The 24,619-nt window shown below is 66.1% G+C and carries 25 protein-coding genes and 1 tRNA gene; 8 read left to right on the top strand and 18 right to left on the bottom strand.

Annotated features, from left to right (window positions below):
• Nucleotides 1-542: 542 nt before the first annotated feature.
• The 5 genes from cydX to rpoH form a co-directional block, all read right to left on the bottom strand.
• Nucleotides 543-665 (bottom strand): cytochrome bd-I oxidase subunit CydX, encoded by a 123-nt coding sequence (cydX, locus tag H3H55_RS15265; protein ID WP_006477761.1) that lies wholly within the window; start codon nt 663-665, stop codon nt 543-545.
• Nucleotides 666-719: 54 nt separating this feature from the next.
• A complete protein-coding gene (gene cydB, locus H3H55_RS15260) occupies nt 720-1,856 on the bottom strand; it encodes a cytochrome d ubiquinol oxidase subunit II (protein ID WP_129513018.1) in 1,137 nt (378 codons plus the stop codon).
• 31 nt (nt 1,857-1,887) lie between these two features.
• On the bottom strand, nt 1,888-3,468 hold the full coding sequence (locus tag H3H55_RS15255; protein WP_193099140.1) for a cytochrome ubiquinol oxidase subunit I: 1,581 nt from the start codon (nt 3,466-3,468) through the stop codon (nt 1,888-1,890).
• Nucleotides 3,458-3,736, bottom strand: coding sequence for a cytochrome oxidase putative small subunit CydP (gene cydP / locus H3H55_RS15250; protein ID WP_048246999.1), 279 nt, complete (start codon nt 3,734-3,736; stop codon nt 3,458-3,460). The genes H3H55_RS15255 and cydP overlap by 11 nt, the downstream gene beginning before the upstream one ends.
• Nucleotides 3,737-4,093: 357 nt before the next feature.
• On the bottom strand, nt 4,094-5,029 hold the full coding sequence (gene rpoH / locus H3H55_RS15245; RefSeq protein WP_129513016.1) for an RNA polymerase sigma factor RpoH: 936 nt from the start codon (nt 5,027-5,029) through the stop codon (nt 4,094-4,096).
• Between the two features lie 360 nt (nt 5,030-5,389).
• Between rpoH and H3H55_RS15240 the strand changes: the two genes are divergently transcribed.
• Nucleotides 5,390-5,959, top strand: coding sequence for an acyloxyacyl hydrolase (locus H3H55_RS15240; protein ID WP_193099501.1), 570 nt, complete (start codon nt 5,390-5,392; stop codon nt 5,957-5,959).
• Nucleotides 5,960-6,004: 45 nt separating this feature from the next.
• Nucleotides 6,005-6,388 (top strand): nuclear transport factor 2 family protein, encoded by a 384-nt coding sequence (locus tag H3H55_RS15235; protein ID WP_193099138.1) that lies wholly within the window; start codon nt 6,005-6,007, stop codon nt 6,386-6,388.
• Nucleotides 6,389-6,531: 143 nt separating this feature from the next.
• On the opposite strand, the gene leuA is transcribed toward H3H55_RS15235, so the two are convergent.
• The gene (gene leuA / locus H3H55_RS15230) at nt 6,532-8,178 is read right to left on the bottom strand and encodes a 2-isopropylmalate synthase (RefSeq protein WP_193099136.1); all 1,647 of its coding nucleotides are present in this window, start codon (nt 8,176-8,178) and stop codon (nt 6,532-6,534) included.
• Nucleotides 8,179-8,558: 380 nt separating this feature from the next.
• The gene (ybiB, locus tag H3H55_RS15225; protein WP_193099134.1) at nt 8,559-9,533 is read right to left on the bottom strand and encodes a DNA-binding protein YbiB; all 975 of its coding nucleotides are present in this window, start codon (nt 9,531-9,533) and stop codon (nt 8,559-8,561) included.
• A gap of 194 nt (nt 9,534-9,727) precedes the next feature.
• Between ybiB and maiA the strand changes: the two genes are divergently transcribed.
• Entirely contained in the window at nt 9,728-10,372 is a 645-nt protein-coding gene (maiA, locus tag H3H55_RS15220; RefSeq protein ID WP_193099132.1) for a maleylacetoacetate isomerase, read from the top strand.
• A gap of 75 nt (nt 10,373-10,447) precedes the next feature.
• Here maiA and ftsY read toward each other — a convergent pair whose 3' ends face one another.
• Nucleotides 10,448-11,602, bottom strand: a complete 1,155-nt coding sequence (gene ftsY / locus H3H55_RS15215) for a signal recognition particle-docking protein FtsY (protein WP_193099130.1) — start codon at nt 11,600-11,602, stop codon at nt 10,448-10,450.
• A 216-nt stretch (nt 11,603-11,818) separates the two neighbouring features.
• On the opposite strand from ftsY, the gene rsmD reads away from it, so the two are divergent.
• From rsmD to H3H55_RS15200, 3 genes are all read left to right on the top strand, one after another.
• Complete coding sequence (gene rsmD, locus H3H55_RS15210) at nt 11,819-12,433, top strand: 16S rRNA (guanine(966)-N(2))-methyltransferase RsmD (RefSeq protein ID WP_193099128.1); 615 nt, start codon at nt 11,819-11,821, stop codon at nt 12,431-12,433.
• Nucleotides 12,434-12,544: 111 nt separating this feature from the next.
• Nucleotides 12,545-13,042, top strand: coding sequence for a pantetheine-phosphate adenylyltransferase (gene coaD / locus H3H55_RS15205; RefSeq protein WP_021163047.1), 498 nt, complete (start codon nt 12,545-12,547; stop codon nt 13,040-13,042).
• Between the two features lie 59 nt (nt 13,043-13,101).
• Nucleotides 13,102-13,368 carry a YfhL family 4Fe-4S dicluster ferredoxin gene (locus H3H55_RS15200; protein WP_193099126.1) on the top strand — a complete coding sequence of 89 codons (267 nt, stop codon included), beginning with the start codon at nt 13,102-13,104 and terminating at the stop codon, nt 13,366-13,368.
• Between the two features lie 84 nt (nt 13,369-13,452).
• Here H3H55_RS15200 and hisC read toward each other — a convergent pair whose 3' ends face one another.
• The 8 genes from hisC to H3H55_RS15160 all read right to left on the bottom strand — a co-directional run bounded on the left by hisC (nt 13,453) and on the right by H3H55_RS15160 (nt 20,593).
• Nucleotides 13,453-14,520: a histidinol-phosphate transaminase gene (gene hisC, locus H3H55_RS15195; protein WP_193099124.1), complete on the bottom strand. Its 1,068-nt coding sequence runs from the start codon at nt 14,518-14,520 to the stop codon at nt 13,453-13,455.
• Nucleotides 14,521-14,638: 118 nt separating this feature from the next.
• Nucleotides 14,639-15,238, bottom strand: coding sequence for an aminoacyl-tRNA hydrolase (pth, locus tag H3H55_RS15190; RefSeq protein ID WP_048246979.1), 600 nt, complete (start codon nt 15,236-15,238; stop codon nt 14,639-14,641).
• A gap of 108 nt (nt 15,239-15,346) precedes the next feature.
• Complete coding sequence (locus H3H55_RS15185; protein ID WP_048246977.1) at nt 15,347-15,949, bottom strand: 50S ribosomal protein L25/general stress protein Ctc; 603 nt, start codon at nt 15,947-15,949, stop codon at nt 15,347-15,349.
• Nucleotides 15,950-16,110: 161 nt separating this feature from the next.
• The gene (locus tag H3H55_RS15180) at nt 16,111-17,067 is read right to left on the bottom strand and encodes a ribose-phosphate pyrophosphokinase (RefSeq protein WP_129513006.1); all 957 of its coding nucleotides are present in this window, start codon (nt 17,065-17,067) and stop codon (nt 16,111-16,113) included.
• A 45-nt stretch (nt 17,068-17,112) separates the two neighbouring features.
• Nucleotides 17,113-17,189: transfer RNA gene (locus H3H55_RS15175), tRNA-Gln, on the bottom strand.
• Between the two features lie 55 nt (nt 17,190-17,244).
• A complete protein-coding gene (ispE, locus tag H3H55_RS15170) occupies nt 17,245-18,126 on the bottom strand; it encodes a 4-(cytidine 5'-diphospho)-2-C-methyl-D-erythritol kinase (RefSeq protein WP_193099122.1) in 882 nt (293 codons plus the stop codon).
• Between the two features lie 23 nt (nt 18,127-18,149).
• Nucleotides 18,150-18,770 (bottom strand): lipoprotein insertase outer membrane protein LolB, encoded by a 621-nt coding sequence (lolB, locus tag H3H55_RS15165; protein ID WP_193099120.1) that lies wholly within the window; start codon nt 18,768-18,770, stop codon nt 18,150-18,152.
• Nucleotides 18,770-20,593 (bottom strand): tetratricopeptide repeat protein, encoded by a 1,824-nt coding sequence (locus tag H3H55_RS15160; protein WP_193099118.1) that lies wholly within the window; start codon nt 20,591-20,593, stop codon nt 18,770-18,772. Before H3H55_RS15160 ends, lolB begins: the two co-directional genes overlap by 1 nt.
• Before the next feature lie 367 nt (nt 20,594-20,960).
• On the opposite strand from H3H55_RS15160, the gene mutM reads away from it, so the two are divergent.
• Nucleotides 20,961-21,788 (top strand): bifunctional DNA-formamidopyrimidine glycosylase/DNA-(apurinic or apyrimidinic site) lyase, encoded by an 828-nt coding sequence (gene mutM / locus H3H55_RS15155; protein ID WP_048246970.1) that lies wholly within the window; start codon nt 20,961-20,963, stop codon nt 21,786-21,788.
• Between the two features lie 37 nt (nt 21,789-21,825).
• Complete coding sequence (gene mutY / locus H3H55_RS15150; RefSeq protein WP_129513000.1) at nt 21,826-22,932, top strand: A/G-specific adenine glycosylase; 1,107 nt, start codon at nt 21,826-21,828, stop codon at nt 22,930-22,932.
• Between the two features lie 108 nt (nt 22,933-23,040).
• Here mutY and H3H55_RS15145 read toward each other — a convergent pair whose 3' ends face one another.
• Nucleotides 23,041-23,676 carry an LON peptidase substrate-binding domain-containing protein gene (locus H3H55_RS15145; protein ID WP_048246968.1) on the bottom strand — a complete coding sequence of 212 codons (636 nt, stop codon included), beginning with the start codon at nt 23,674-23,676 and terminating at the stop codon, nt 23,041-23,043.
• Between the two features lie 27 nt (nt 23,677-23,703).
• Nucleotides 23,704-24,612 (bottom strand): RNase adapter RapZ, encoded by a 909-nt coding sequence (gene rapZ / locus H3H55_RS15140; protein ID WP_129512999.1) that lies wholly within the window; start codon nt 24,610-24,612, stop codon nt 23,704-23,706.
• Nucleotides 24,613-24,619 lie beyond the last annotated feature (7 nt).

The following is a 24,619-nucleotide window of genomic DNA, read 5'->3' as shown; positions in this document are numbered from 1 at the left end:
CCTGAGAAAAAAGGGGGCGTGGCGGCGTCGTGGAGCGACGTCGCTGCGTTCGGGTCTTTCAATGGAGCTGCGGGAGATACTGCACGCGGGGCGATGCGGCCGCACCGCGCGCATTCGGCACGCGGGGGCGTGCGTTACGGAACGGGGGGCGGGCAGGCGTGCCGATCGGATCGGTGGGGTGGCGTACGCGTGCTCATCGGCGGCGCGCGGCAACCGCCGCGGCGGCGTGGCGGCCGCAACCGGCTGCGCTCGACCGGGCGCGCACGACGGCGACGGCGGCCGCCCACGGATGACGACACGGCGCGCAGGCGCGCGCCATATACGGGATTCGCATGTCTCCCCCACCAGATGGATTCGGCCTGTCAGCGGCCGTGTCCAAAGATCTTATGAAACCTTTGATTGGTATTCAAGTGGTATCAATCTGGCGCTAAATTGGCATCGGCGTGCCGGGCCTGTCCGCGTGGCCGGGACGAAAAAAAACCTCGCGCGAAGCGAGGTTCTGTCCGGACAGCGGCGGTGCGATCCGCCGCACGCGTCGCACGTCAGTCGCGGCGCGCCCGCACGGGCGCTTCCTGCGTCTTCTGCCGCGCTTCGAGCCACATCGCGTTGACGATGCCGAACGACAGCGCGACGCCGATACCGAGAATCCAGCTGAAATACCACATGATCCGACTCCTTGCGAAACGGTGGACGGGGGCGCCTGCGCGCCCCGGCCCGGTTCAATACATCGAGTGCTTGTTCTCTTCGAGCGTCTGGTGCGTGACCTTGCCGCGCATCACGCGATACACCCAGCTCGTATAGAGCAGGACGATCGGCAGGAACACGATCACCGCGAACAGCATCACCTGCAGCGTCATGTGGCTCGACGTCGAATCCCACACGGTCAGGCTGCTGCGCGGGTCGAGCGACGACGGCATGATGAACGGGAACATCGAGAAGCCCGCGGTCAGGATCACGCCGGTGATCATCAGCCCGGTGCAGAAGAACGCGGTCTTCTCCTGCTTCGAGCCGGCGAGCAGCAGCGCGAGCAGGCCGCCCGCGATCCCGACGACGGGCGCCGCGATCATCCACGGATACTGGCTGTAGTTCGCGAGCCACAGGCCCGAGCCGGCGGCGACGTCCTTGAGCAGCGGGTTCGCGACCGTGTCGGTCGCCGCGGCGCGCGTGATGTGGAAGCCGCCGATATATGAGGCGATCAGCACGCCCGCCAGCACGAACAGCACGACCGCGAGGAATGCCGACACGCGCAGCGCGATCGACGCACGGCGTGCGATCACGCCGTCGGTCTTCATCTTGATGAACGCGGCGCCGTGCGCGACGAGCATCGTGAGGCTGACGAGCCCGCACAGCAGCGCGAACGGGTTCAGCAGCGCCCAGAAGCTGCCGTAGTAGGTCACGCGCAGGTCGCTGTCGAACTTGAACGGCACGCCCTGCAGCAGGTTGCCGAACGCGACGCCGAACACGAGTGCCGGCACGAAGCCGCCGACGAACAGGCCCCAGTCCCAGCCCGCTCTCCAGCGCGGGTCGGGCCGCTTGCTGCGGTAGTCGAAACCCACCGGCCGGAAGAACAGCGCGAACAGCACCAGCAGCATCGCGAAGTAGAAGCCGGAGAACGACGCCGCGTAGACGAGCGGCCAGGCGGCGAACATTGCGCCGCCGGCCGTGATCAGCCACACCTGGTTGCCTTCCCACGTCGCGCCGACGGTATTGACGATGATGCGGCGCTCGTCGTCGGTCTTGCCGAGGAACGGCAGCAGCGCGGTCGCCCCCATGTCGAAGCCGTCGGTGACGGCGAAGCCGATCAGCAGCACGCCGACGAGCAGCCACCAGATCAGCTTGAGAGTTGCATAGTCCATAGCGATTCCTTGTTCCGTTTCGGGTGCGTGCTCAGGCCGGGGCGCGCTCGCTGGCGGCCGCGAGTTCGTGGTGGTAACGGCCGGTGTGCAGCGACGACGGGCCGAGGCGCGCGTACTTGAACATCAGCTTGATCTCGATGACGAACAGCACGGTATAGAACAGGATGAAGCCCGCGAGGCTCAGGTACAGGTCGGTCGGCGTCAGGCTCGATGCGGACAGGTGCGTCGGCAGCACGCCCGCGATCGTCCACGGCTGGCGGCCGAGCTCGGCGACGACCCAGCCGAATTCGATCGCGATCCACGGCAGCGGGATTGCCCACACCGCGTAGCGCAGGAACCAGCGGCGGTTGTCCTGCAGCAGTTCGCGGCGCGCGCAGAACCAGAACGCGGCAACGAACGTCGCGACGAACAGGAAGCCGAGGGCCACCATGATCCGGAACGAGAAGAACACGGGCGCGACCGGCGGGATCGTCTTCTTCGCGGCGGCCTTGATCTGCTCGGGCGTCGCGTCGATCACGTTCGGCGTGAACTGCTTGAGCATCAGCCCGTAGCCGAGATACTGCTTGTGCTGGTCGAACAGCTCGTGCGTCGCAGCGCTGGTGTCGCCTTCCTTGATCTTCTGCAGCGCGCCGTACGCGATCATCCCGCTCTGGATGTGCTCCTCGCTACGCTTCATCAGGTCCTTGAGGCCGATGACGGGCTCGTCGATCGAGCGCGTCGCGATCAGGCCGAGCGCGTACGGGATCTTGATCGCGTAGTCGGTGCGCTGTTCCTCCTGGTTCGGAATGCCGATCAGCGTGAACGGAGCGGGCGCGGGTGCCGTTTCCCATTCGGATTCGATCGCGGCGAGCTTCATCTTCTGCACTTCGCCGGTCGTATAGCCCGATTCGTCGCCGAGCACGATCACGCAGAGCGTCGCCGCGAGGCCGAAGCCGGCCGCGACCGCGAACGAGCGCAGCGCGAAGTCGACGTCGCGCTTCTTCAGCAGATACCACGACGACACGCCGAGCACGAACATCGCGGCCGATACGTAGCCCGCCGACACCGTGTGCACGAACTTCACCTGCGCGACCGGGTTGAACAGCACGTCGAACAGGCTCGTCATCTCCATGCGCATCGTCTGGTAGTTGAACTCGGCGCCGACCGGGTTGTTCATCCAGCCGTTCGCGACGAGGATCCACAGCGCGGACAGGTTCGAGCCCAGCGCGACGAGGAACGTGACGATCAGGTGCTTGACCTTCGACAGGCGGTTCCAGCCGAAGAAGAACAGGCCGACGAACGTCGATTCGAGGAAGAACGCCATCAGGCCTTCGACCGCGAGCGGCACGCCGAAGATGTCGCCGACGTAGTGCGAGTAGTACGACCAGTTCGTGCCGAACTGGAATTCGAGCGTGATGCCGGTCGTCACGCCCATCGCGAAGTTGATCCCGAACAGCTTGCCCCAGAACTGGGTCATGTCCTTGTAGACCTGCTTGCCGGTCATCACGTAGACGGCTTCCATGATGACGAGCAGCCAGGACAGGCCGAGTGTCAGCGGCACGAACAGGAAGTGGTAGAGCGCCGTGATGCCGAACTGCAGACGTGACAGATCGACGACTTCACTACTTATCATGGTGGTCTCCCTCGGTGGGTGCAGGCGCCGGCACCGAAAGCAGCTTCTCGGCGACGGCGGCAGGCGGAAGCGACATGTGCTCGGCCTGCGGATGATTGAAGAATGCGTATTTGAGCGACATCAGGAGGATCAACTTGACGATCAGCACCAGGGTGATGTCGCGGGCGAGGGTCGGGCCGCGTGCCCACGCGGCGATGCGCGCGCGCCAGCCGATCGTGCCGGCCGGCCGCGGGGGAGGCGGCGCAGGCTCTTTATTGATCGAGATCAAGGCGAATATCCTGAATCGATTTAGGTCGGTTTTGGGGCGACTTTACGTCGGATTTATGACGGCCGTGAAGCTGTTTTAATCCTTTTGCGCCGGACATGCCAATTTTAAAAGGACTGCTTTCCGATGCCGAGTGCTGCGCTGCGGCAGACCGTCGCGAAACGCGGACCGAAACTTGAGGCAGATCAAGGTTATGCGGAAGGGGGCCGCAAACAGCCTAATACCTGATGAATCAGGTCAATTAATCGGCGGAGAAACGAACGGAGAAGCGCGTGAAAAGCACGCGCAAAAGACGGGCGAAAAAAAACCGCTGCCGGTCGGGCAGCGGTTTTCGATGAGGCGCTCTAAATCGTCGGGGATTTATGCGTATTCGGCGAGGGCGGTGCGCATCTTTTTCATCGCACTCGCTTCGATCTGGCGGATACGTTCCGCCGACACGCCGAACTCGGCGGCGAGATCGTGCAGCGTCGAGCCGCCCGAGCCGTCGTCGTCGACGTGCAGCCAGCGCGCCTCGATGATGCGGCGGCTGCGCGCGTCCAGCGCGTCGAGCGCCTGCGCGATGCCGTCCGTCTGCAACGTGTCGCGCTGACGCGCGGCGAGCACGGCGGTCGGCTCGTTATGCGAGTCGGCCAGGTAGGCGATCGGCGCGTACGATTCCTCGCCGTCTTCAACCTGCCCTTCGAGCGCGATGTCGCCGCCCGACAGGCGCGTTTCCATCTCGGACACGTCTTCGCGCTTGACGTTGAGCTCCTGCGCGAGGCCGTCGATTTCCTCGGGCGTCATCGCCTGCATGCTCTTCTTGTGGCTGCGCAGGTTGAAGAACAGCTTGCGCTGCGCCTTCGTCGTCGCGACCTTCACCATGCGCCAGTTGCGCAGGATGTACTCGTGGATCTCGGCCTTGATCCAGTGGATCGCGTACGACACGAGACGCACGTTCTGGGCCGGATCGAAGCGCTTCACGGCCTTCATCAGGCCGATGTTGCCTTCCTGGATCAGGTCGCCGTGCGGCAGGCCGTAGCCGAGATAGTTGCGCGCGATCGACACGACGAGCCGCAGGTGCGACAGCACGAGGCGGCGCGCCGAATCGAGGTTGTTGTTTTCGCGGAATTCGGTCGCGTACTGGCGTTCCTCTTCCGGCGTCAGCAGCGGAATGCGATTGACGGCCTGGATATACGCGTCGATGTTGCCCAGCTGGCCCGGCAACATCGATTGAGCTGCGAGCGCCAGCGAGCCTGCCGATTCGGCCTTGGCCGGCGTCGGGCTCAGGGTGTTCGGAAGGGTCAGGGCGTTGCTCACTAAAAAACTCCTTTGGAATCAGGGACAAACCCCGGGTCTCGGATGAAAGACCGGAGCCAATCTTAGCACTCCCGTAATCCGAGTGCTAATTCCTTAGAGCGGGCGTGGGCATCGGAGTTCCCGGTTTTCTATCGAAGTAGTCGAGTCGATAGTCTAATCTGCGACCAAAGCGACGAATCGAAGTTCCGTAAACCGTTGTTTCTGATAGGAATCAGTAGACGATTTCGATTTTTGTCGTTTTGGAAGGAAGCCATTTCGCTTCGCGATGCCGATCCGAAAAGTCCTTTACCATACCATTCAGTTCGCTCGGGCCAGGCCGGTGCGGCCGGCTCCATTCAACCCAAAAAGTTGGAGTGTCAGATGAACAATAAGAAGAATCGCCGGCCCCGCAGCCGGCTTGCGCTGCACGCGATGCTGGCGGCGTCACTTCTGGGCGGATCGGGCGCGGCATTTGCGGATCGATGGGGGATCCAGGCGGGCGGCGGGTTTTCGGATCGTCACGGGATCGACAAGGCCGATCTCGGCGTGGTGTGGGATCCGGGCTGGAACTGGTGGGAAATCGGCGGCTGGCACTTCACGTTCGTGATGGAAGGCCACGTCGGCTACTGGCACACGGGCGGCAACGTTCACAGCGGACTCGGCGAGATCGGCGCGACGCCGATGTTCCGCTTCAGCAAGAGCGCGGGCCAGGTGCGCCCGTTCGTCGAGGCCGGCGCCGGCATCCGCTTCCTGACTTCGCCGACGATCTCCACCCATCTTTCGCTGGGGACCTCGTTCCAGTTCGTGGACGTCGTGGGTGTCGGCGCGCAGTTCGGAGAACGGCAACAATATCAGGTCGGTTACCGTTTTCAACATGTGTCTAACGCGGGTATCAAAGAGCCGAATCCTGGTATAAATTTCCACCAGTTCTACGTGCAGTACAACTTCTGATCCGCATGCCCGCGCACGGCGTGCGCGTTGCCGAGGAGTCAGGCGATGGCGAAGGTGGTCGATGCGATCCGCGCGCTCGAGCGCGATCGGTTCCGGGCGATGGTGGACGGGGACGGCGAGGCACTCGACGCGCTGTTGTCGGACAAGGTGTTCTTTGTTCACACCAACGGCAAACGTGAAACCAAGCAGCAGTTCATCGACGCCATCGTCGCAGGCCGCCGCCGCTATCGTCAGATCGAAATCCAGTCGCAGGACGTGTTGCCCGTTGGCGACGAAACCTGCGTCGTCACCGGGCGCGCGTTGATCGAGATGGAAACGAACAACGGCGGCCTGGTCTTCCCGATTGCCTATACGTCGGTCCACACCCACGAGCAGGGCTGCTGGAGCCTGCTCGCCTGGCAGGCGACGCGGTGCGCGACCGAGACATGAGCGCGCGTGGCGCTCTTTTTCATGTCCCGACCGAAGCGGCCTTCTGGGCCGCTTTTTGTTGCCTCGTGCGACGCGGATCGCGCGGCGCACGGGCGGTCACGCCCCGCTCGCTGACGTTTGAACCCTGAATCGAAGCCCGACGGTCAGGCCGCCGCGCGGCGGTCCGTGCAATGCCATGCCGAGCGGTTGATCGCACTGACGACCGCGTCGAGCGCGGCGCTCGCCGCTTCCGCGTGCAGGCCGACGCCGTGCCGCTGCGGTGCATCGCCGACCCGGCAGCCGACCGACACCGCGAACCGGCCGTCCGTCGTGCGCGCGTGTTCGCACGACGCGACGTCGATCGACGCGCCGGCGGCCGCCGCAAATGCCGCGGCCAAACGTCGCACGGCGTCCTCCGGCGTCGCGTCGGCTGCCGGCGCCGCCGCGATCTCGCGGTTCCGCCAGCGCGCGTTGCTGCCGTGGCGTGCAGCCGGGCCGTCGGTCTCGAAGAATTCGCGGGCGAACAGCGCGCAGATCGCGTCGCCCGTCACTTCCTCGCCGGACGCGTCGGCGAGCGTCTGCACCGCGTGACTGAATTCGATCTGCACGCGCCGCGTCGGCGTGAAGCCCATCCCGCGTTCGAGCAGGAACGTCGCGCCGCCCTTGCCGGACTGGCTGTTCACGCGGATCACCGCGTCATAGCTGCGGCCGAGGTCGGCCGGGTCGATCGGCAGGTACGGCACTTCCCAGAGCGCGTCGGGGCGCTGCTGCGCGAAGCCCTTGCGGATCGCGTCCTGGTGCGAGCCCGAGAACGCGGTGAACACGAGGTCGCCCGCGTACGGATGGCGCGGATGCACGGGAATCTGGTTGCAGCGTTCGACGACGCGGCGCACCGCGTCGATGTCGGAGAAATCGAGGCCCGGGTCGATGCCCTGCGTGTAGAGGTTCAACGCGAGCGTGACGAGATCGACGTTGCCCGTGCGCTCGCCGTTGCCGAACAGGCAGCCTTCGATGCGGTCGGCGCCCGCGAGCAGCGCGAGTTCGGCCGCCGCGACCGCGGTGCCGCGATCGTTGTGCGGATGCACGGACAGCACGATGCTGTCGCGATACGCGAGGTTGCGGTCCATCCATTCGATCTGGTCGGCGAACACGTTCGGGCTCGCGGCTTCGACGGTGGCCGGCAGGTTCACGATCATCTTGTGGTCGCGGGTCGGCCGCCAGGTCTGCGCAACAGCATCGCAGATCTCGCGCGCGAACGTCAGCTCGGTCATGCTGAAGGTTTCCGGCGAGTACTGAAAGGTCCAGTGCGTGTCGGGGTGCGCGGCGGCGTGCGCCTTGATGATGCGCGTGCCGTCGACCGCGAGCGCCTTCACGTCGTGCTTCGACATCCCGAACACGATGCGGCGGAACGACGGGCAGACCGCGTTGTACAGGTGCACGATCGCGCGCGGCACGCCTTCGAGCGCGTCGAACGTGCGTGCGATCAGGTCTTCGCGCGACTGCACGAGCACCTCGATCGTCACGTCGTCCGGAATCCGCTTGTCGTCGATCAGCTTGCGGACGAATTCGAAGTCCGTTTGCGACGCCGACGGAAAACCGACTTCGATCTCCTTGAAACCGATCGCGACCAGCATCTCGAAGAACTCGAGCTTCTGCTCGATGCTCATCGGCTCGATCAGCGACTGGTTGCCGTCGCGCAGGTCGGTGCTCATCCAGACGGGCGCGCGTTCGATGGTGCGGGCCGGCCAGCGGCGGCCATTGAGGCGGACGGGTTCGAACGGGCGGTATTTGTCTTGCGGATTGCGCTGCATCTTCGGGACCTCGGGTCTCAAGTCGCGAGCGAAGACGGGCGGCATGGGCGACGGTTGGCGCTGCCTCGCACCGCGGCACACGATGGCGCTGCGGATGCGGATGATCTTCGCGAATCGACCGACGGATAGACGGACGAATGCTGACGACTTCGGGTTGTAAAAACTGCGAGAGGGGTACTGCGAGGAACTGCTGGGAGGGACCGTGCGGACAGCACACGGCGCTACGACAGCCTTAGGCTAGTCGTAGCGATAGCGGCCGCGCTAGGCGGCCCGAGGTAATTCGGAGGGTGTTCGGAAAGGAACGCATGACGGCAACTCTATGCCAGATTGCGGGCGCGTGTCAAATGGCCGGGGCGCGGGGGCGGGTCGACGCCGCGCCGTCAGCGCGCGATGCGGGCGATCTGCACGATCGTTGCGACCTGTCGCGCGACCGTGTCGGGCACCGGCATCTCGCCGCGCAACACGGCGTCCGTCCACGCGGCCGTCGTCGCCGCATCGCGCGATTCGGGCAGTGCGACGGGCGGCGCATCGGTCGATGAACGTTCGGCTTCGATCAGCGTGTCGCATACGCCGTCGTGCAGCCAGTCGACCTGCACCTGGCGTCGCGTGTCGGCGACGGCCTCGCCTTCGGTGCCGCGCGCGAGCAGCGCGCCGCCGAGCGCGGCGTCCGGATGGTCGCGGAACAATTGCGCGAGGCTGTCGCGGTACGGCGGATGCGTGTAGTTGACGAGCCGCAGGCCGGCCGGCGCGAACGGCTGCAGGATCTTCACGAGCGTGTGTGTCGAGTTGCGCACGCCGAGCACGCTGCGCATCGACAGCAGGTGCGCGATGCGCGGCGCCAGCGCTTCGATCGGCGCGAATGCGACGCGGCGCTCGGCGAGCGTGTCCTCGATCGCGTCGTGCGACGTCGACGGCGGAAGCGACAGCGCCGAGAAGATCTCGGCGCTCGTCACGCGGCCCGGATCGCGCTCGACGCCGTGCACGAGCACCGGCACGCCTTCGCGCGCGAGCAGCAGCGCGAGCAGCGGCACGAGGTTCGGTTGCTTGCGCGCGCCGTTGTAACTCGGGATCGACACGGGGCGGAACGCGGCGTCCTGCACGTGCACGGGCTCGAACGACGCCTGCGCGGCGGCGAGCATCGCGGCCAGTTCGTCGGCGGATTCGCCCTTCAGCCGATAGGCGATCAGGATCGCGCCGAGTTCGAGGTCCGACACGCGTGCGTCGAGCATCGCGCGATAGAGTTCGAACGTGTCCTCGGCCGACAGCGCGCGCGCGCCGTGCGGGCCGCGGCCGATTTCCTTGATGAAGCGGGCGCAGGGGAACGGAACGGCGGCGGGATCGTGGGAAGCGGTCATCGGGGCGTGGGGCGGGCGGCCGGCATCGGGCCGCGCGGTGAGCGGTGAGGAATGTCCCGAGTATCGCACGGGCGCGGCCGGCGTCAGCGCGGCCGCGCATCGCGTCGCGCTACACTCTGGTTCCCGGCGGTGCGCGCGCCGGCTGCGCCGCGCCTGTGCCGTTGCCGGCCGAATACGACTACGAGAGACATCCCATGAAGCTCTACAGCTATTTCCGCAGTTCAGCGTCGTACCGCGTGCGGATCGCCCTGAACCTGAAGCAGCTGCCGTTCGACTATGTGCCCGTGCACATGCTGCGCAACGGCGGCGAGCAACTGAAGGACGAGTACCGCGCGCTCAATCCGGATGCGGTCGTACCGACGCTGACCGACGGCGACGCGACGCTGCAGCAGTCGCTCGCGATCATCGAATATCTTGAAGAAACCCATCCCGAGCCCGCGCTGCTGCCGAAGCAGCCGGTCGATCGCGCGTATGTGCGCGCGGTCGCGCTGCAGGTCGCGTGCGAGATCCATCCGCTCAACAACCTGCGCGTGCTGAAGTACCTGAAGCACACGCTGCAGGTGCCCGAGGAGGCGAAGAACGCGTGGTACCGGCACTGGATCGAGGCGGGCTTCGAAACGCTCGAGACGCGTCTGGCAAACGATCCGCGTACCGGCAAGCTGTGTTTCGGCGACACGCCGACGCTCGCCGACGTGTGCCTCGTGCCGCAGGTGTTCAACGCGAACCGCTTCTCGATCGATACGACGCGTTATCCGACGATCCAGCGGATCGCCGATCATGCGGCGACGCTCGACGCCTTCAAGGCCGCCGAGCCCGGCGTGCAGCCCGACGCCGAGTGAGCGTGGCGCCCGGTTTGCGGGCGCGCATGAAAAAGGGCGCCCGAAGGCGCCCCGTGCGATGCGTGCCGGCGGCGTTCAGCCGAGCAGCGCGTCCGCGAATTCCTCGGCGCTGAACGGCTGCAGGTCCTCGACCTTCTCGCCGACACCGATGAAGTAGACGGGCACCGGGCGTTGCCGTGCGATCGCGGCGAGAATCCCGCCCTTCGCGGTGCCGTCGAGCTTCGTGACGATGAGGCCCGTGAGGCCGAGCGCGTCGTCGAATGCCTTCACCTGCGTGAGCGCGTTCTGGCCGGTGTTCGCGTCGATCACCAGCAGCACCTCGTGCGGCGAGCCGTCGTGCGCCTTCGAGATCACGCGCTTCACCTTCTTCAGCTCTTCCATCAGGTGGAGCTGCGTCGGCAGGCGGCCGGCCGTGTCGGCCATCATCACGTCGATCTTGCGCGCGCGCGCGGCGCTGACCGCGTCGAAGATCACCGCGGCCGGATCGCCGCTTTCCTGCTGCACGACCGTCACGTTGTTGCGCTCGCCCCAGACCGCCAGCTGTTCGCGCGCGGCTGCACGGAACGTGTCGCCCGCGGCCAGCAGCACCGACTGGTCGAAGCTCTGCAGGTGCTTCGCGAGCTTGCCGATGCTGGTCGTCTTGCCCGCGCCGTTCACGCCGGTGATCATCATCACGAGCGGCTGCGCGCGGCCGAGCATCAGCGATTTCTCGAGCGGCTTCAGCAGCTCGACGAGCAGGTCGTGCAGCGCGCTCTTCACCTGCTGCGGGTCGGTCAGCCGGCCCGTGCGCACCTTTTCTCGCAGCGCGTCGAGCAGGTACTCGGTCGCGTCGACGCCCGCGTCGGACATCAGCAGCGCGGTTTCGAGCTCCTCGTACAGCTCCTCGTCGATCTTCGTGTTGACGAATACGCCGGTGATGCTCGAGCCGGTCTTGGCGAGCCCCGTTTTCAGGCGCGCAAGCCACGACTTCTTCGCGGATGCGTCCTGCGTCGGCGGCGGGACGATTTCGACCGTCTCGACGACTTCGTCGCGGCCGTCGTTGGTCGGCGTGACCGTCATCACGATGGCCGGTGCGGCCGGTTGCACGGGCGCTTGCGGCACGTCGGCCGCGGGCGGGGCCTCGACCGCGGGCGCATCGGACAACGCGTCCGCTTGCGACGCGTCGGCCGATTGCGATTCCGCCGGATCGGGCTCCTGCGTTTTCTTGAATCGTTTGAAGAAGCTGAACATGGTCTGACGTCGGGAAGAGGGCGGGCCGCCGCCAGGGGCGGGGTGCCGGAGGGGCCGTTCTGCGTTCGCGCGGACGCGGCGCACGGTGGCCGAAACCGTGCATTTTATCAGTGCGGCGTGGTGCTCGCGTCAGTGCGCGTCGCCGCTGTGGTAACGTGCGCCTGTTTGGCGGTGCGCCCCTGCGCGCGCCCGGTCCCTCCGTTGTCACTATTCCGTATGTCCCGTTCCTCTTCCGGCCGCCCGGCGGCCCCTCCCGGCCGCGGCAAGCCGCACACGATCCGCATCATCGGCGGTGACTGGAAACGCACGCCGCTCGCGGTGCTCGATCTCGACGGCCTGCGGCCGACGCCCGATCGTGTGCGCGAAACGCTGTTCAACTGGCTCGGCCAGGATCTCGAAGGGTGGCGCTGCCTCGACCTGTTCGCGGGCACCGGCGCGCTCGGTTTCGAGGCCGCGTCGCGCGGCGCGGCAAGCGTCGTGATGGTCGAGCGCCATCCGCGCGCCGCGCAGCAGTTGCGCGCGATCAAGGACAAGCTTGGCGCCCGTACGGTCGAGGTTGCCGAGGCCGACGCGCTGCGGCTCGCGGCCGGGCTCTCGCCGGGCGCGTTCGACGTCGTGTTTCTCGATCCGCCGTTCGGCGAGCCGGCCGTGCTCGAGCGCGCGCTCGCGCTGGCGGCGCCGCTCGTTTCGGCGGACGGCGCGCTGTACGTCGAGACGGGGGCGGAACTCGATCCGGCCGCGCACGACGCGCTGGCGGGCTGGCAGGTCGTGAAGCACGGCAAGGCGGGTGCGGTTCACTATCATTTGCTGCGGCGCGAAAATGATGAATAATGCGCGTTCGATACGAGGCGGCGCGCCGCAAAGGCGACGCATGCCCATCTCGGCAGTGGCGTGCGCATCGCACGGCTGCCATCCCGTTTGCGTGATGACAGGAGGAGCGACATGGTAGTCGCCGTGTATCCCGGTACGTTCGATCCGCTGACGCGCGGGCACGAAGACCTCGTGCGGCGTGCGTCGAGCATTTTTGATACGCTGGTGGTTGGAGTCGCCGACAGCCGCGCGAAAAAGCCGTTCTTCTCGCTGGAAGAACGTCTGACGATTGCGAACGAGGTGCTCGGCCATTATCCGAACGTGAAGGTGATGAGCTTCACCGGTCTCCTGAAGGATTTTGTCCGCACCAACAACGCACGCGTGATCGTGCGTGGCCTGCGCGCCGTGTCCGATTTTGAATATGAGTTCCAGATGGCCGGGATGAACCGCTATCTGCTGCCCGACGTCGAGACGATGTTCATGACGCCGTCCGATCAGTACCAGTTCATCTCGGGGACGATCGTGCGCGAAATCGCACAGTTGGGCGGCGATGTCAGCAAGTTCGTGTTCCCGTCCGTCGAGAAATGGCTGACCGAGAAAGTCACCGCGATGGGAGGCCCTGCCGCGTGACGCGGCGCCGGCCGGTTTCGTTGCGAAGCCGGCCGGCGGCCTGAAGAAGTGAGATCAGTATGGCTTTGATGATTACCGACGAGTGCATCAATTGCGACGTGTGCGAGCCCGAGTGCCCGAACGGCGCGATTTCGATGGGCCCGGACATCTACGTGATCGACCCGAACAAGTGCACCGAGTGCGTCGGCCATTTCGACGAACCGCAGTGCCAGCAGGTATGTCCGGTCGAATGCATTCCGCGCGATCCGCAGCATGACGAATCGCACGCGCAATTGATGGAGAAGTATCACGTGTTGATCGCCGCGAAGGGCGACGACGCGTCGTGACCCTGCGGTGACGCGCGCGCCTTCGTCTGTCGGCGCACGCGTCTCGCTTCCCGAGCGGCGCCGCCCGGCGCCGGTTCTTCCGTTTCAGGCCAGCAGTTCGCGCAATGCCGCGACGAGCGCATCGCATTCGGCGTCGGTGCCGACCGTGATGCGCAGATACTGGTCGACCCGCGGCAGCCGGAAGTGCCGCACGAAAATTTCCCGTTCCTTCAGCTTTGCCGCAAGCGCGCCCGCATCGTGCGCGGGATGGCGCGCGAACACGAAATTCGCGGCCGACGGCACGACGTCGAAGCCGAGCGCGTCGAGCGCGTGCGTGAGCCGCGTGCGGCTGTCGATCACGCGCCGGCAGGTCGCGTCGAAATAGTCGGTGTCCTCGTATGCGGCCTGCGCGGCGGCTTGCGCGAGCCGGTCGAGCGGATAGGAGTTGAAGCTGTCCTTCACGCGATTCAGCGCGTCGATCAGCGCCGCATCACCGAACGCGAAGCCGACGCGCATGCCCGCGAGCGAGCGCGCCTTCGACGTCGTGTGCACGACGAGCAGGTTCGGATAGCGGTCGATCAGCGTGATCGCGGACTGCGCGCCGAAATCGACGTACGCCTCGTCGATCACGACGACCGACGACGGATTCGCGGCCGCGATCCGCTCGACGTCCGCGAGCGGCAGCGCGCGCCCGGTCGGTGCATTCGGGTTCGGAAACAGCACGCCGCCGGCGTCATCGAGATAGTCGTCGACGCGAATCGAGAAGTCGTCCGCGAGCGGCACGACCGTCGTCGCGACGCCGTACAGGCGCGCATAGGTCGGATAGAAGCTGTACGTGATGTCGGGAAAGCGCAGCGGCCGGTCGTGCTTGAGCAGCGCCTGGAACGCGTGCGCGAGCACCTCGTCGGAACCGTTGCCGACGAACACCTGCTCGGGCTTGATGCGGTGATGGGCCGCGACCGTCTCGCGCAGTGCACGCGCGACCGGGTCCGGATAGCGGCGCAGCGTGTCGCCGGTGTCGCCGAGTTCGCGTGCGATCGCCGCGACCACGCGCGGCGACGGCGGATAGGGATTCTCGTTGGTGTTCAGCTTGACGGGGTGCGCGAGCGCGGGCTGCTCGCCCGGCACGTAAGGCACGAGTTGCTGAACGACGTCGCTCCAGTAACGGCTCACCGCTTGGCTCCTGTCGGGCAAAACGACGAGATTACCGCATGTGGACGTCACGGTGGGAAGGGCGGGGCCGCCCGGCGCGGCCGGACGGCTCGATGCACCGTGCCGGTGCGATGCGCGTTCAGTTGCGATGCAGCTGCATCGTCGCGCGGTCGAGTTCGCCCTTGACGACCATCGGCATCACGGCGAGCGCGCGTTCGATCGACGCGTCGATCACATCCTGTTCCTCGCGGCGCGGCGGTTTCAGCACGAAGTTCGCGACATCGGGCTTCGCGCCGGCGCGCGCGCTTTCCGGAATCAGGTCGCGCGGATGGCCGATGCCGATCCGCAGCCGCCAGTATTGCTGCGACGACAGGTGCGCGGAGATGTCCTTGAGGCCGTTGTGGCCGCCGCTGCCGCCGCCGAGCTTCAGCTTCACGGTGCCGGGCGGCAGGTCGAGCTCGTCGTGCGCGACGAGGATCTGGTCAGGCAGGATCTTGAAGAATTGCGCGAGCGCGACGACCGACTGGCCCGAGCGGTTCATGTAGGTCTGCGGTTCGAGCAGGTGGACTTCCTCGCCGTGCAGGCGCGCTTTCGCGTAGAAGCCGTGGAAGCGGCGCTCGTCGCGCAGCGTCGTGCCTGCTTCGCGGGCGAGCTGGTCGATCAGCCAGAAGCCGGCGTTGTGGCGCGTCGCGGTGTATTCCGCCCCGGGATTGCCGAGGCCGACGATCAGTTTGATCATGACGTTTCGAAGGCGGCAACTGCCGCCTGGGCGCAGAAAAAGAAAAACCCGCCGGGCAAGCCGCGGCGGGTTGCGTCGACCGTTTCGTGAAACGGATCGATTGGGCGCTTAGGCAGCCGGCGTATCGCCTGCTGCGTCCGACACGGCACCAGCCGGGACCGTCGCCGATGCGACAACCGGGTTTTCCGCATCGATGTGTGCGACCAGCGCGACGCCGTTCGGCAGCGTGATGTCCTTCGCGTGCAGCGATTGACCGGCTTCGATCTTCGACAGGTCGACTTCGAGGAACTCCGGCAGGGCAGCCGGCAGGCACTCGATTTCGATTTCCGTCGCGACGTGCGAAACGATCGCGCTCGACAGCTTCACGGCCGGGCTGACTTCAGCATTGATGAAGTGCAGCGGCACCTTCGTGTGCAGCTTCTTCGATGCGTCAACGCGCTGGAAGTCCACGTGCAGCACCAGTTGCTTGAACGGGTGATATTGCACGTCGCGCAGCAGAACCTGTTGCGACTGGCCGGCCACTTCGAGATCGAGGATCGACGAGTGGAAGGCTTCCTTCTTCAGGGCGTGCCACAGGGCGTTGTGATCGAGTTCGATCTTTTGCGGGGCTGCTTCGCCACCATAAACGATACCCGTGGTCTTACCGGCGTTGCGCAGGCGGCGGCTCGCACCCGTACCTTGCTCTTGGCGCTCGAAAGCGACGACTTTCATGTGATTCTCCAATAGCTGCCCGCGACCAGGCAGTAAAACGGGGCCGTCAAACGGCGGCCCCCGATGAAACGGCCGGGGTTTCGTCTATCCCGTCCGATTGTGCAAAAAGCGAAGCGTTGCCGCTTCGCTTTTTGCGAATGCTTGGTTGCGTCGAGTCGCGATCAGGATTCCGCGAACAGCGACATCACCGAGTCGCCGCGACGGATCCGCGAGAACGTCTCGGCCAGCAGGCTCGCGCTCGTCAGCGAGCGGACCTTCGTGCACGCCAGCGATTCGGCCGACAGCGGGATCGTATCGGTGACGACCAGCTCGTCGAGTGCCGATGCGGCGATGCGATCGGCGGCGCCACCCGACAGCACCGGGTGCGTCGCGTAAGCGAACACCTGCTTCGCGCCGCGGTCCTTCAGCACTTGCGCGGCCTTGCAGAGCGTGCCGGCCGTATCGACCATGTCGTCCATGATCACGCAGGTGCGGCCTTCGACTTCACCGATGATGTTCATCACTTCGGCGATGTTCGCCTTCGGACGACGCTTGTCGATGATCGCGAGATCGCAGTTGAGCTGCTTCGCGAGTGCCCGGGCACGCACCACGCCGCCGACGTCCGGCGATACGACGAGCAGATCCGAGTAGTTCTGCTTGCGCAGGTCACCCAGCAGGATCGGCGTTGCGTAGATGTTGTCGACCGGGATGTCGAAGAAGCCTTGAATCTGGTCGGCGTGCAGATCCATCGTGATGATCCGCTCGACGCCGGCGATTTCCAGCATGTTCGCGACGACCTTCGCCGAGATCGCGACGCGCGCCGAACGCGGGCGGCGGTCCTGGCGGGCGTAGCCGAAGTAGGGGATGGCAGCAGTGATCCGGCCGGCGGATGCGCGCTTGAGCGCATCGACCATGATCATCAGTTCCATCAGGTTGTCGTTCGTCGGCGCGCACGTGGATTGCAGGACGAAGACGTCCTTGCCACGCACGTTTTCCTGGATCTCGACCTGGATCTCGCCGTCGGAGAAACGGCTGACCATTGCTTTGCCGAGGGGGATTCCAAGAATGTTGACGACTTCCTGGGCGAGCGCGGGATTCGCGTTGCCAGTAAAAACCATCAGGCCGTCATGGCTGCTCATCGTGCACCTGCTTCAGGCTTAGGCGGGAAATGCGGGAAAAATTTTTGGCAGGGGAGGAAGGACTCGAACCCTCGCATGCCGGAATCAAAATCCGGTGCCTTGACCAACTTGGCGACTCCCCTACACTTAACTGATAACTCAACCGGACTTGTGTAGGCCGTCCGGCCAAGTAAAACTTCATGACGCGAAAGCGAAGAGCGGATGCTCGTTCAGGCTCTCGGCAACTGCACCGTTCCAACCGGTGGGCAGCTTGGCTTTCGCCGCTTCTGCCTCATGCTTGCTGCGAAACGCTGCAAACACGCTTGCTCCGGAGCCAGTCATCCTCGCGGGGGTCACATCATACAACCATTTAACCACCTGCGCAACTTCCGCGTACTTACTTGTCACAACTTGCTGCATATCGTTCCGGCCGAAGCTGTCTGGCCATCCCGCATCGCTGTTTTGCTGTGCAAGAAAGTCAGCAATTGTGACTGGCTTCGAATCTCTTGTCAACAACTCATCTGAAAATATTTCAGCGGTCGGGACATGAACACGTGGCGTCACAACCAAGAACCAGCGAGTCGGCAATTCTACCTCAGCTAATTCTTCTCCGATACCCTCTGCGAACGCATTTTTTCCAAAAATAAAAAACGGGACGTCCGCGCCGAGTTTTACCGCGAGCGACTGAAGCTCCGCGCGCGGCAGGTCGAGTCGCCACAGGCGGTTCAGCGCGAGCAGCGTCGTCGCCGCGTCGGAGCTGCCGCCGCCGAGGCCGGCACCCATCGGCAGGCACTTGTCGATCTCGATGTCGACGCCGGACGCGGTGCCCGTGTGCGCCTTCAGCAGGTTGGCCGCGCGCACGACGAGATCGCTTTCCTCGGGCACGCCGGGCACGTCGGTGACGCGTGACACGCGGCCGTCGTCGCGCAGCGTGAAGTGCAGCGTATCGCCCCAGTTCAGCAGTTGGAACACGCTCTGCAGATCGTGATAGCCGTTCGGACGACGGCCGGTGATGTGCAGGAACAGGTTGAGTTTCGCGGGCGCAAGGCAGTTGCGCAGCGAGCGGGTCGAATCGGTCATGCGGTTGTCGGGGCTAGGCGTGCTCACTGGTCGAGCACGAGCTTGATGTCGAGCGGCGGTGTCGCGCGCACGAGGTTGACGCGTTTGACGCCCGTGGCCGGGGCATCCGCGTAGGCAAGGTAATCGATGGTCCAGCCGTCCTGGCGGATCTGCTTCACGCGCGTGCCGTCGGCCGGATCGCGCACCGTCTCCGCGGGCGTCGCGGGCGCGGGCGTCGGCTGCAGCCAGTAGCGCAGGCCCGCGAGCGGCAGGTCGAAGCCGAGCGTTTTCTGCATCAGGTCGCCGACGTCCGTCGCATATTGCGTCGGACGGTTCGGCAACTCGAGCGACGCCGCACTCGGCGTCGATTTCACGACCGCGAGCGTCTGGCCGAGCGGGCTGCGCAACTCGAGCGACACGTCGTCGCCGTGCTCCTGCCAGTCGAAGTTGCCGTACACGTTCTGCTGCTTGCCGAGACGGTCGTCGTACTGCACCGCGAAGCGGCCATGGTAAGCGTGCGTCGCGGCGGTCTGCAGCGCCGCGCCTGTCGGCGCGCTGGCCGACGGCGGCGTGCTTGCGCAGCCGGCGAGCGCGAGCGCCGCGCCGGCCGCGGCCAGCGTGCGCTGCGCGCGGGAAGACAGGGAAAGCATCGGGAACATCTGCATCAAAGGCCGTTGATCTGGAGGCGTTTCAGCGTCTGCACGAGCGTGTCGTTGTCGGGCTCGAGCTTCTGCGCGGCACGCCACGCGGAACGCGCGTCGTCCTGCGCGCCGCTCTTCCACAGCACTTCGCCGAGGTGCGCGCCGATCTCGGCGTTCGGCTGCAGGTCGTACGCGCGCCGCAGGACCGTCGCCGCGCCGGTCGTGTCGCCCATCCGGTACTTCACCCAGCCGAGGCTGTCCATGATGTACGCGTCGTTCGGCGCGAGCGCCATCGCCTTGTCGATCAGCTTGCTGGCCTCGGGCAGGCGCTGGTTGCGGTCGGCGAGCGAATAGCCGAGCGCGTTGTATGCCTGCGGGTTGTCGGGTTGCGTGCGGATCAGCTCGCGCAGCTGCTTTTCCATCGTTGCGTAGTGGCCGGTCTTTTCGGCCGCCATCGCGTAGTCGTAGCGCAGGTCGGGATCGTCGGGGAAGTCCTGGACCGCCTGCCCGAGCCGCGCCTCGGCTTCCGGATAGCGCTTCGCGGTGAACAGGATCGACGCGTCGGTGCGCGCGACCACGGCTGCGTCGCGCGGATCCGAGATGGGCAGGTCGTCGAGCACCTTGCGCGCCTCGTCGGTCTTGCCCTGTTTCTGCAGCAACTGCGCGCGCGTGATCTGCGCGGGCAGGTAGTGCTGGCTCGTCTGGTCGACCTTGTCGAGCCATTGCGATGCCTGCGCGTCGTTGTCCTGGTCGATCGCGATCTGCGCGAGGTAGATGTAGCCCTGGCCGACGTCGAGGTTCGGCTGCTTGTCGCCGAGCTGCACGTACTGCTTCAGGTAGGCGGTCGCTTCGTCGAGTTTCTTCTGCTGGATCTTGATCAGCGCGAGCGCCATCAGCGGCGTCGGATCCTTCGAGTCGAGCTTGCGCATCGTCTCGAACTGCTTCTGCGCGTCCTCGAGGCGATCGTCAGCGAGATAGAGCTGCGACAACGCCAGCCGCGCGTCGCGCGACTTCGGATTCTGCTGAACATATTTCTCGAACGACGCGATGCCCGCCGCGCGTTCCGCCGGCCCCATCTGCGACAGCATCAGCGCTGCCGGCAGATAGTCGGGGCGGAGCTGCAGCGCCTGCTTCAGCGACTGCGCGGCGCCGTCTTTATCGTCGACCGCGAGCTGCTGCCGCGCGATCGCGAGCTGCGTCTCGGGCCGGTTCATGTCGCTCTTCAGCATGTCCTTCAGCACCGCGAGGCCGCCGACGCGGTCGGGGCCGCGCACGAGCAGCGCCTGCAGCGCGAGGATTGCCGGGCCGCGCGTCTCGCCGGTCGCCCTGGCCAGCTCGCGCGCGAGCATCGGCTGCGCGTCGGCCGGCTTGCCGGCGAGCACCAGCAGCGCGGCGTCGACCTGCGACGCCCGGTTCGAATCCGGCGCGTACTGGCGCCACAGGTTCGCGGCGGACAGCGCGTCGGCCGGGCTCTGCGCGCCGAGCGCGATCTCGGTCGCGCGCTGCGCCATGCGCGGATCGCGCGTGTCGCGGGCGAGCGCGAGGTAGGTCTGGTAGGCCGGCGCGGGCTGGTTGCGCTGGAGCGCGACCTCGGCGGCGAGCACCTGGTAGACGATCTGGCTCGTCAGCGGGACGCCGGGGAGATTCTTCTGCTCGTCCGGCATTACATGCTCGAACGCGCCCTGCGGCTCCGCGTCGTCCGATCCCGGATCCTGCGCGTGAGCCGGGAAGGCGGTGAGGGTCCAGGCGGCAAACAACGCGGCGCCGAGTGCACGGCGGACCGGGAAGGCGCGCGCGCCGCGCACGGCGGCGGGGCGCTTCTGAAGCAGCTTCGAGGGCAGGGTCATGGAAATCCGTTCGATGTTTCAACCGATTGTAACGCGCTCGCTACAATACACGCACGATCGTGATAGGGTCTGTTTACATAGGGGACGCACATGCGAATGCCCGAAATCGCCCGCACGGCAAGAAGCGAGGAGGGCCGTTTGGCGAGTCAAACAAGCGACGAGCGACGCCACCATGCGGGCGATTTCGGGCATTCCCGTGACATGAATTTTTTAATTTGGGGTTGCCACGAGAACGGCCGCTCGCCGCGTTGCGCTCCTTGCGAATACGTCAGTATTCGCGGCGTCGCGCGCCTCGCGAGCGGCCGTTCTCGTGGCAACGCATGCGCGTTCCCTATGTAAACAGACCCTAGCCTCAGACCCGCAAAACATGCCAGAGTTGCCAGAAGTCGAAGTCACGCGCCGGGGTATCGAGCCCTTTGTCGCAGGCCGCCGCGTCGAGCGTGTCGACGTCCGTACCGCGATGCTGCGCTGGCCCGTGCCGGCGGGGCTCGCCGAGCAGTTGCGCGCGCGCGAGGTGCTCGCCGTCGAGCGTCGCGGCAAGTACCTGCTGTTCGAGGTCGACGCGGGCTGGTTCATCGTCCATCTCGGCATGACGGGCACGCTGCGCGTGCTGCCCGCGGCCGGTGTGCCCGTTGCCGCGAAGCACGACCACATCGACTGGATCTTCGACGAATTCGTGCTGCGGTTCCGCGACCCGCGCCGCTTCGGCGCCGTGCTGTGGCACCCGCGCGAAGCGGGCGACGTGCATGCGCATCCGCTCCTCGCGAGCCTCGGCGTCGAGCCGTTCTCGCCGGCGTTCACCGGCGCGCTGCTGCACGCGCGCACGCGCGGCCGCACGGTATCGGTTAAGCAGGCGCTGCTCGCGGGCGACATGGTCGTCGGCGTCGGCAACATCTATGCATCCGAGAGCCTGTTTCGCGCCGGTATCCGGCCGACGACGGCCGCCGGCAAGGTCTCGCTGCCGCGTTATGAACGGCTGGCCGACGCCGTGCGCGCGACGCTCGCCGACGCGATCGAGCGCGGCGGCAGCACCCTGCGCGATTTTGTCGGCAGCAACGGCGAAAGCGGCTATTTCCAGCTCGACTGCTTCGTCTACGACCGAGCGGGCCAGCCTTGCCGCGTATGCGGCACGCCGATCCGCCAGATCGTGCAGGGCCAGCGGTCGACTTATTTTTGCCCGACCTGCCAGCGTTGAAACCCAGCGTTAAAACCTTTTCCCACGATTAGAAAACTTGAAGCCGCCCCGCACCGCTCCCGCCCCGTTCCCCGTCACGCCGCTGCATCGCACGTTCGCCACGCGCCTGGTCGCGTGGCAGCGCGAGCACGGCCGCCACGACCTGCCTTGGCAGAACACCCGCGATCCGTACCGCATCTGGCTGTCGGAAATCATGCTGCAGCAGACGCAGGTGTCGACCGTCGTCCCGTATTACACGCGCTTTCTCGAACGCTACCCTGACGTCGCCGCGCTCGCGGCGGCGCCGATCGACGACGTGATGGCGTTGTGGGCGGGGCTCGGCTACTACTCGCGCGCGCGCAACCTGCACCGCTGCGCGCAGGTCGTCGTCGCCGAGCACGGCGGCGCGTTTCCGTCGACACCCGACGCGCTGGCCGAACTGCCGGGTATCGGCCGCTCGACGGCCGCGGCGATCGCGTCGTTCGCCTACGCCGCGCGCGCGACGATCCTCGACGGCAACGTGAAGCGCGTACTCGCGCGGGTGTTCGGCGTCGAGGGTTTTCCGGGCGAGAAGCGTGTCGAGAACGACATGTGGGCACTCGCCGAATCGCTGCTGCCCGACGCCGCGAACGCGGCCGACGTGAGCGCCTATACACAGGGCTTGATGGATCTCGGCGCGACGCTGTGCGTGCGCGGCAAGCCCGATTGCGCGCGTTGTCCGTTCACGGGCGACTGCGTCGCGCAATCGACGGGCCGCCAGCGCGAACTGCCGGCCGCGCGACCGAAGAAGGCCGTGCCGACGCGCAAGACCTGGATGCTCGTGCTGCGCGACGGCGACGCCGTGCTGCTGGAGCGGCGGCCGCCGGCCGGCATCTGGGGCGGCCTGTGGAGCCTGCCGCAAGCCGACGGCGATGCCGCGCTCGCAGAACTCGCGCGTGGCTTCGGCGGCGGCGGTCCGGTGCCGCTCGCGCCGCTCACGCACACGTTCACGCATTTCCGGCTGGAGATCGAGCCGCGGCTGAGCGACATGACGGATGGCGGTGGTGTGCTGCCGCACGGGCGGGACGCGGACACCACATGGGTGCCGTTGAGTCGGCTCGACGCGTACGGTGTGCCGGCGCCGGTGCGCAAGCTGCTCGATGCGCTGAGCGGGCCGCTGCTGTAACGAAAAGAGAAGGGCGTGGCTCGCGCGCTCAAGAGAGCGCCGGGCCGCTCCAGGTGGGAAGTCTTCCCGGGGAATGACGCTGTCGGCGCAGGGCCTGGCCGAGGGTACTCAAAGCCAACCGTGCCGGTCGAGCACGTGATGCACGGCGTCGATGCGGGCGCCGACGTCAGGGAACTCCATCAGCTTTTGCCGCGCGCGCAGGTCGAGCGGCAGCAGTTCGGCCAGTCGGTTCGACACCCAGCTCGGATCGTCGAGGCGGAACGGTTCACCGAACGGCATCTTGCCCGGTTCGGACTTCTTCAGCGCGTCGATGATGCGCTCGAGCACTTCGGCGCACGAGCCGAACTGCGCGAGCGTCTGCTCGCCTTCGAGCGGGATGTCGTCGGGCAGCGGCTCCGCGATGCCGACCAGCAGCCCGTTGCCTTCGACGCGATACGACAGCAGCTCGAAACGCTGCGTGCCGACCGCCTGCAGATACAGCATCCCGAATTCACCGGTGTCGCATTCGGTGATGCGCGCCATGCAGCCGATGGTTTCGGGCACCGACACGGCACCATCCTGCGCGACCTCGGGCCCGCTCTTCAGCAGGCACACGCCGAACGGCGCATCGTCGCGCAGGCATGCGCGAGACATGTCGAGATAGCGCGCCTCGAACACCTTGAGCGGGAGCAAGCCTCCCGGAAACAGCACCGTATGCAGCGGAAACAACGGCAGGTCGATCAGGGTGGTCGATAGAGAGGACATGGCGCGCAAACGAAGGAGCGGGCGTCGCTACGGTCGGTGGACCTCGGAGACGAGCCGCGACGACGCGTCGACATCCACTGGCGCGTCACGATGCCGCACGATCACGTTCGCCTCGTGCGCGACGCGCGCGGCGAGCGTTTCCGCGATGAACACCGAGCGATGCTGGCCGCCCGTACAGCCGATGGCGACGGTCAGGTAGCTGCGGTTGTCATCGCGGAAGTGCGGCAGCCATTTCATCAGGAACGCATGGATGTCGTCGATCATCTGGTGGACGATCGGCAGTGCGTCGAGAAAGGCGATGACCGGTTGGTCGAGCCCGGTGAGCGGGCGCAACTCGTGGTCGTAGTACGGATTCGGCAGCGCGCGTACGTCGAACATCAGGTCGGCGTCGAGCGGCACGCCGCGCTTGAAGCCGAACGACTCGAACATCAGCATCAGGTCGTTGTCCTTCTGCTCGATGAAGCGCTTGACCCACGTGCGCAGCACGTTCGCGCGCAGCGTGCTCGTATCGATCTGGTGGCCGAATTCTGCGAGCGGCGCGACGAGGTCGCGTTCGCGCTCGATCGCTTCCTCCAGCGACGACAGCAGGCCGACGTTCGCGTCGTGCGACGGCGAGCCGGACAGCGGATGGCGGCGGCGCGTTTCGGAGAAGCGCTGGATCAGCGCCTGGGTGCTCGCGTTAAGGAACAGTACGCGCACGTCGTGCTCGCGCGACAGATCGCGGATCAGGCCGGGCATTTCGTCGAGCGATGCGCTCGAGCGCGCGTCGATCGCGACCGCGAGCCGACGCTTGCCGTCCTCGGCGAGGTAGCGGGCGAGTTCGGGGAGCACGTGCGGCGGCAGGTTGTCGACGCAGTAATAGCCTGCGTCTTCGAGCGCGTTCAGCGCGACGGACTTGCCTGAGCCGGAGATGCCGGTGATAAGGACGATGCGCATGGGAAGC

It is taken from the genome of Burkholderia sp. Z1, assembly GCF_014893795.1.
Classification (GTDB): Bacteria; Pseudomonadota; Gammaproteobacteria; order Burkholderiales; family Burkholderiaceae; genus Burkholderia; species Burkholderia theae.
The sequence above is the reverse complement of the archived record's forward strand: the minus strand, read 5'-3'. Positions and strand labels throughout refer to the sequence as shown.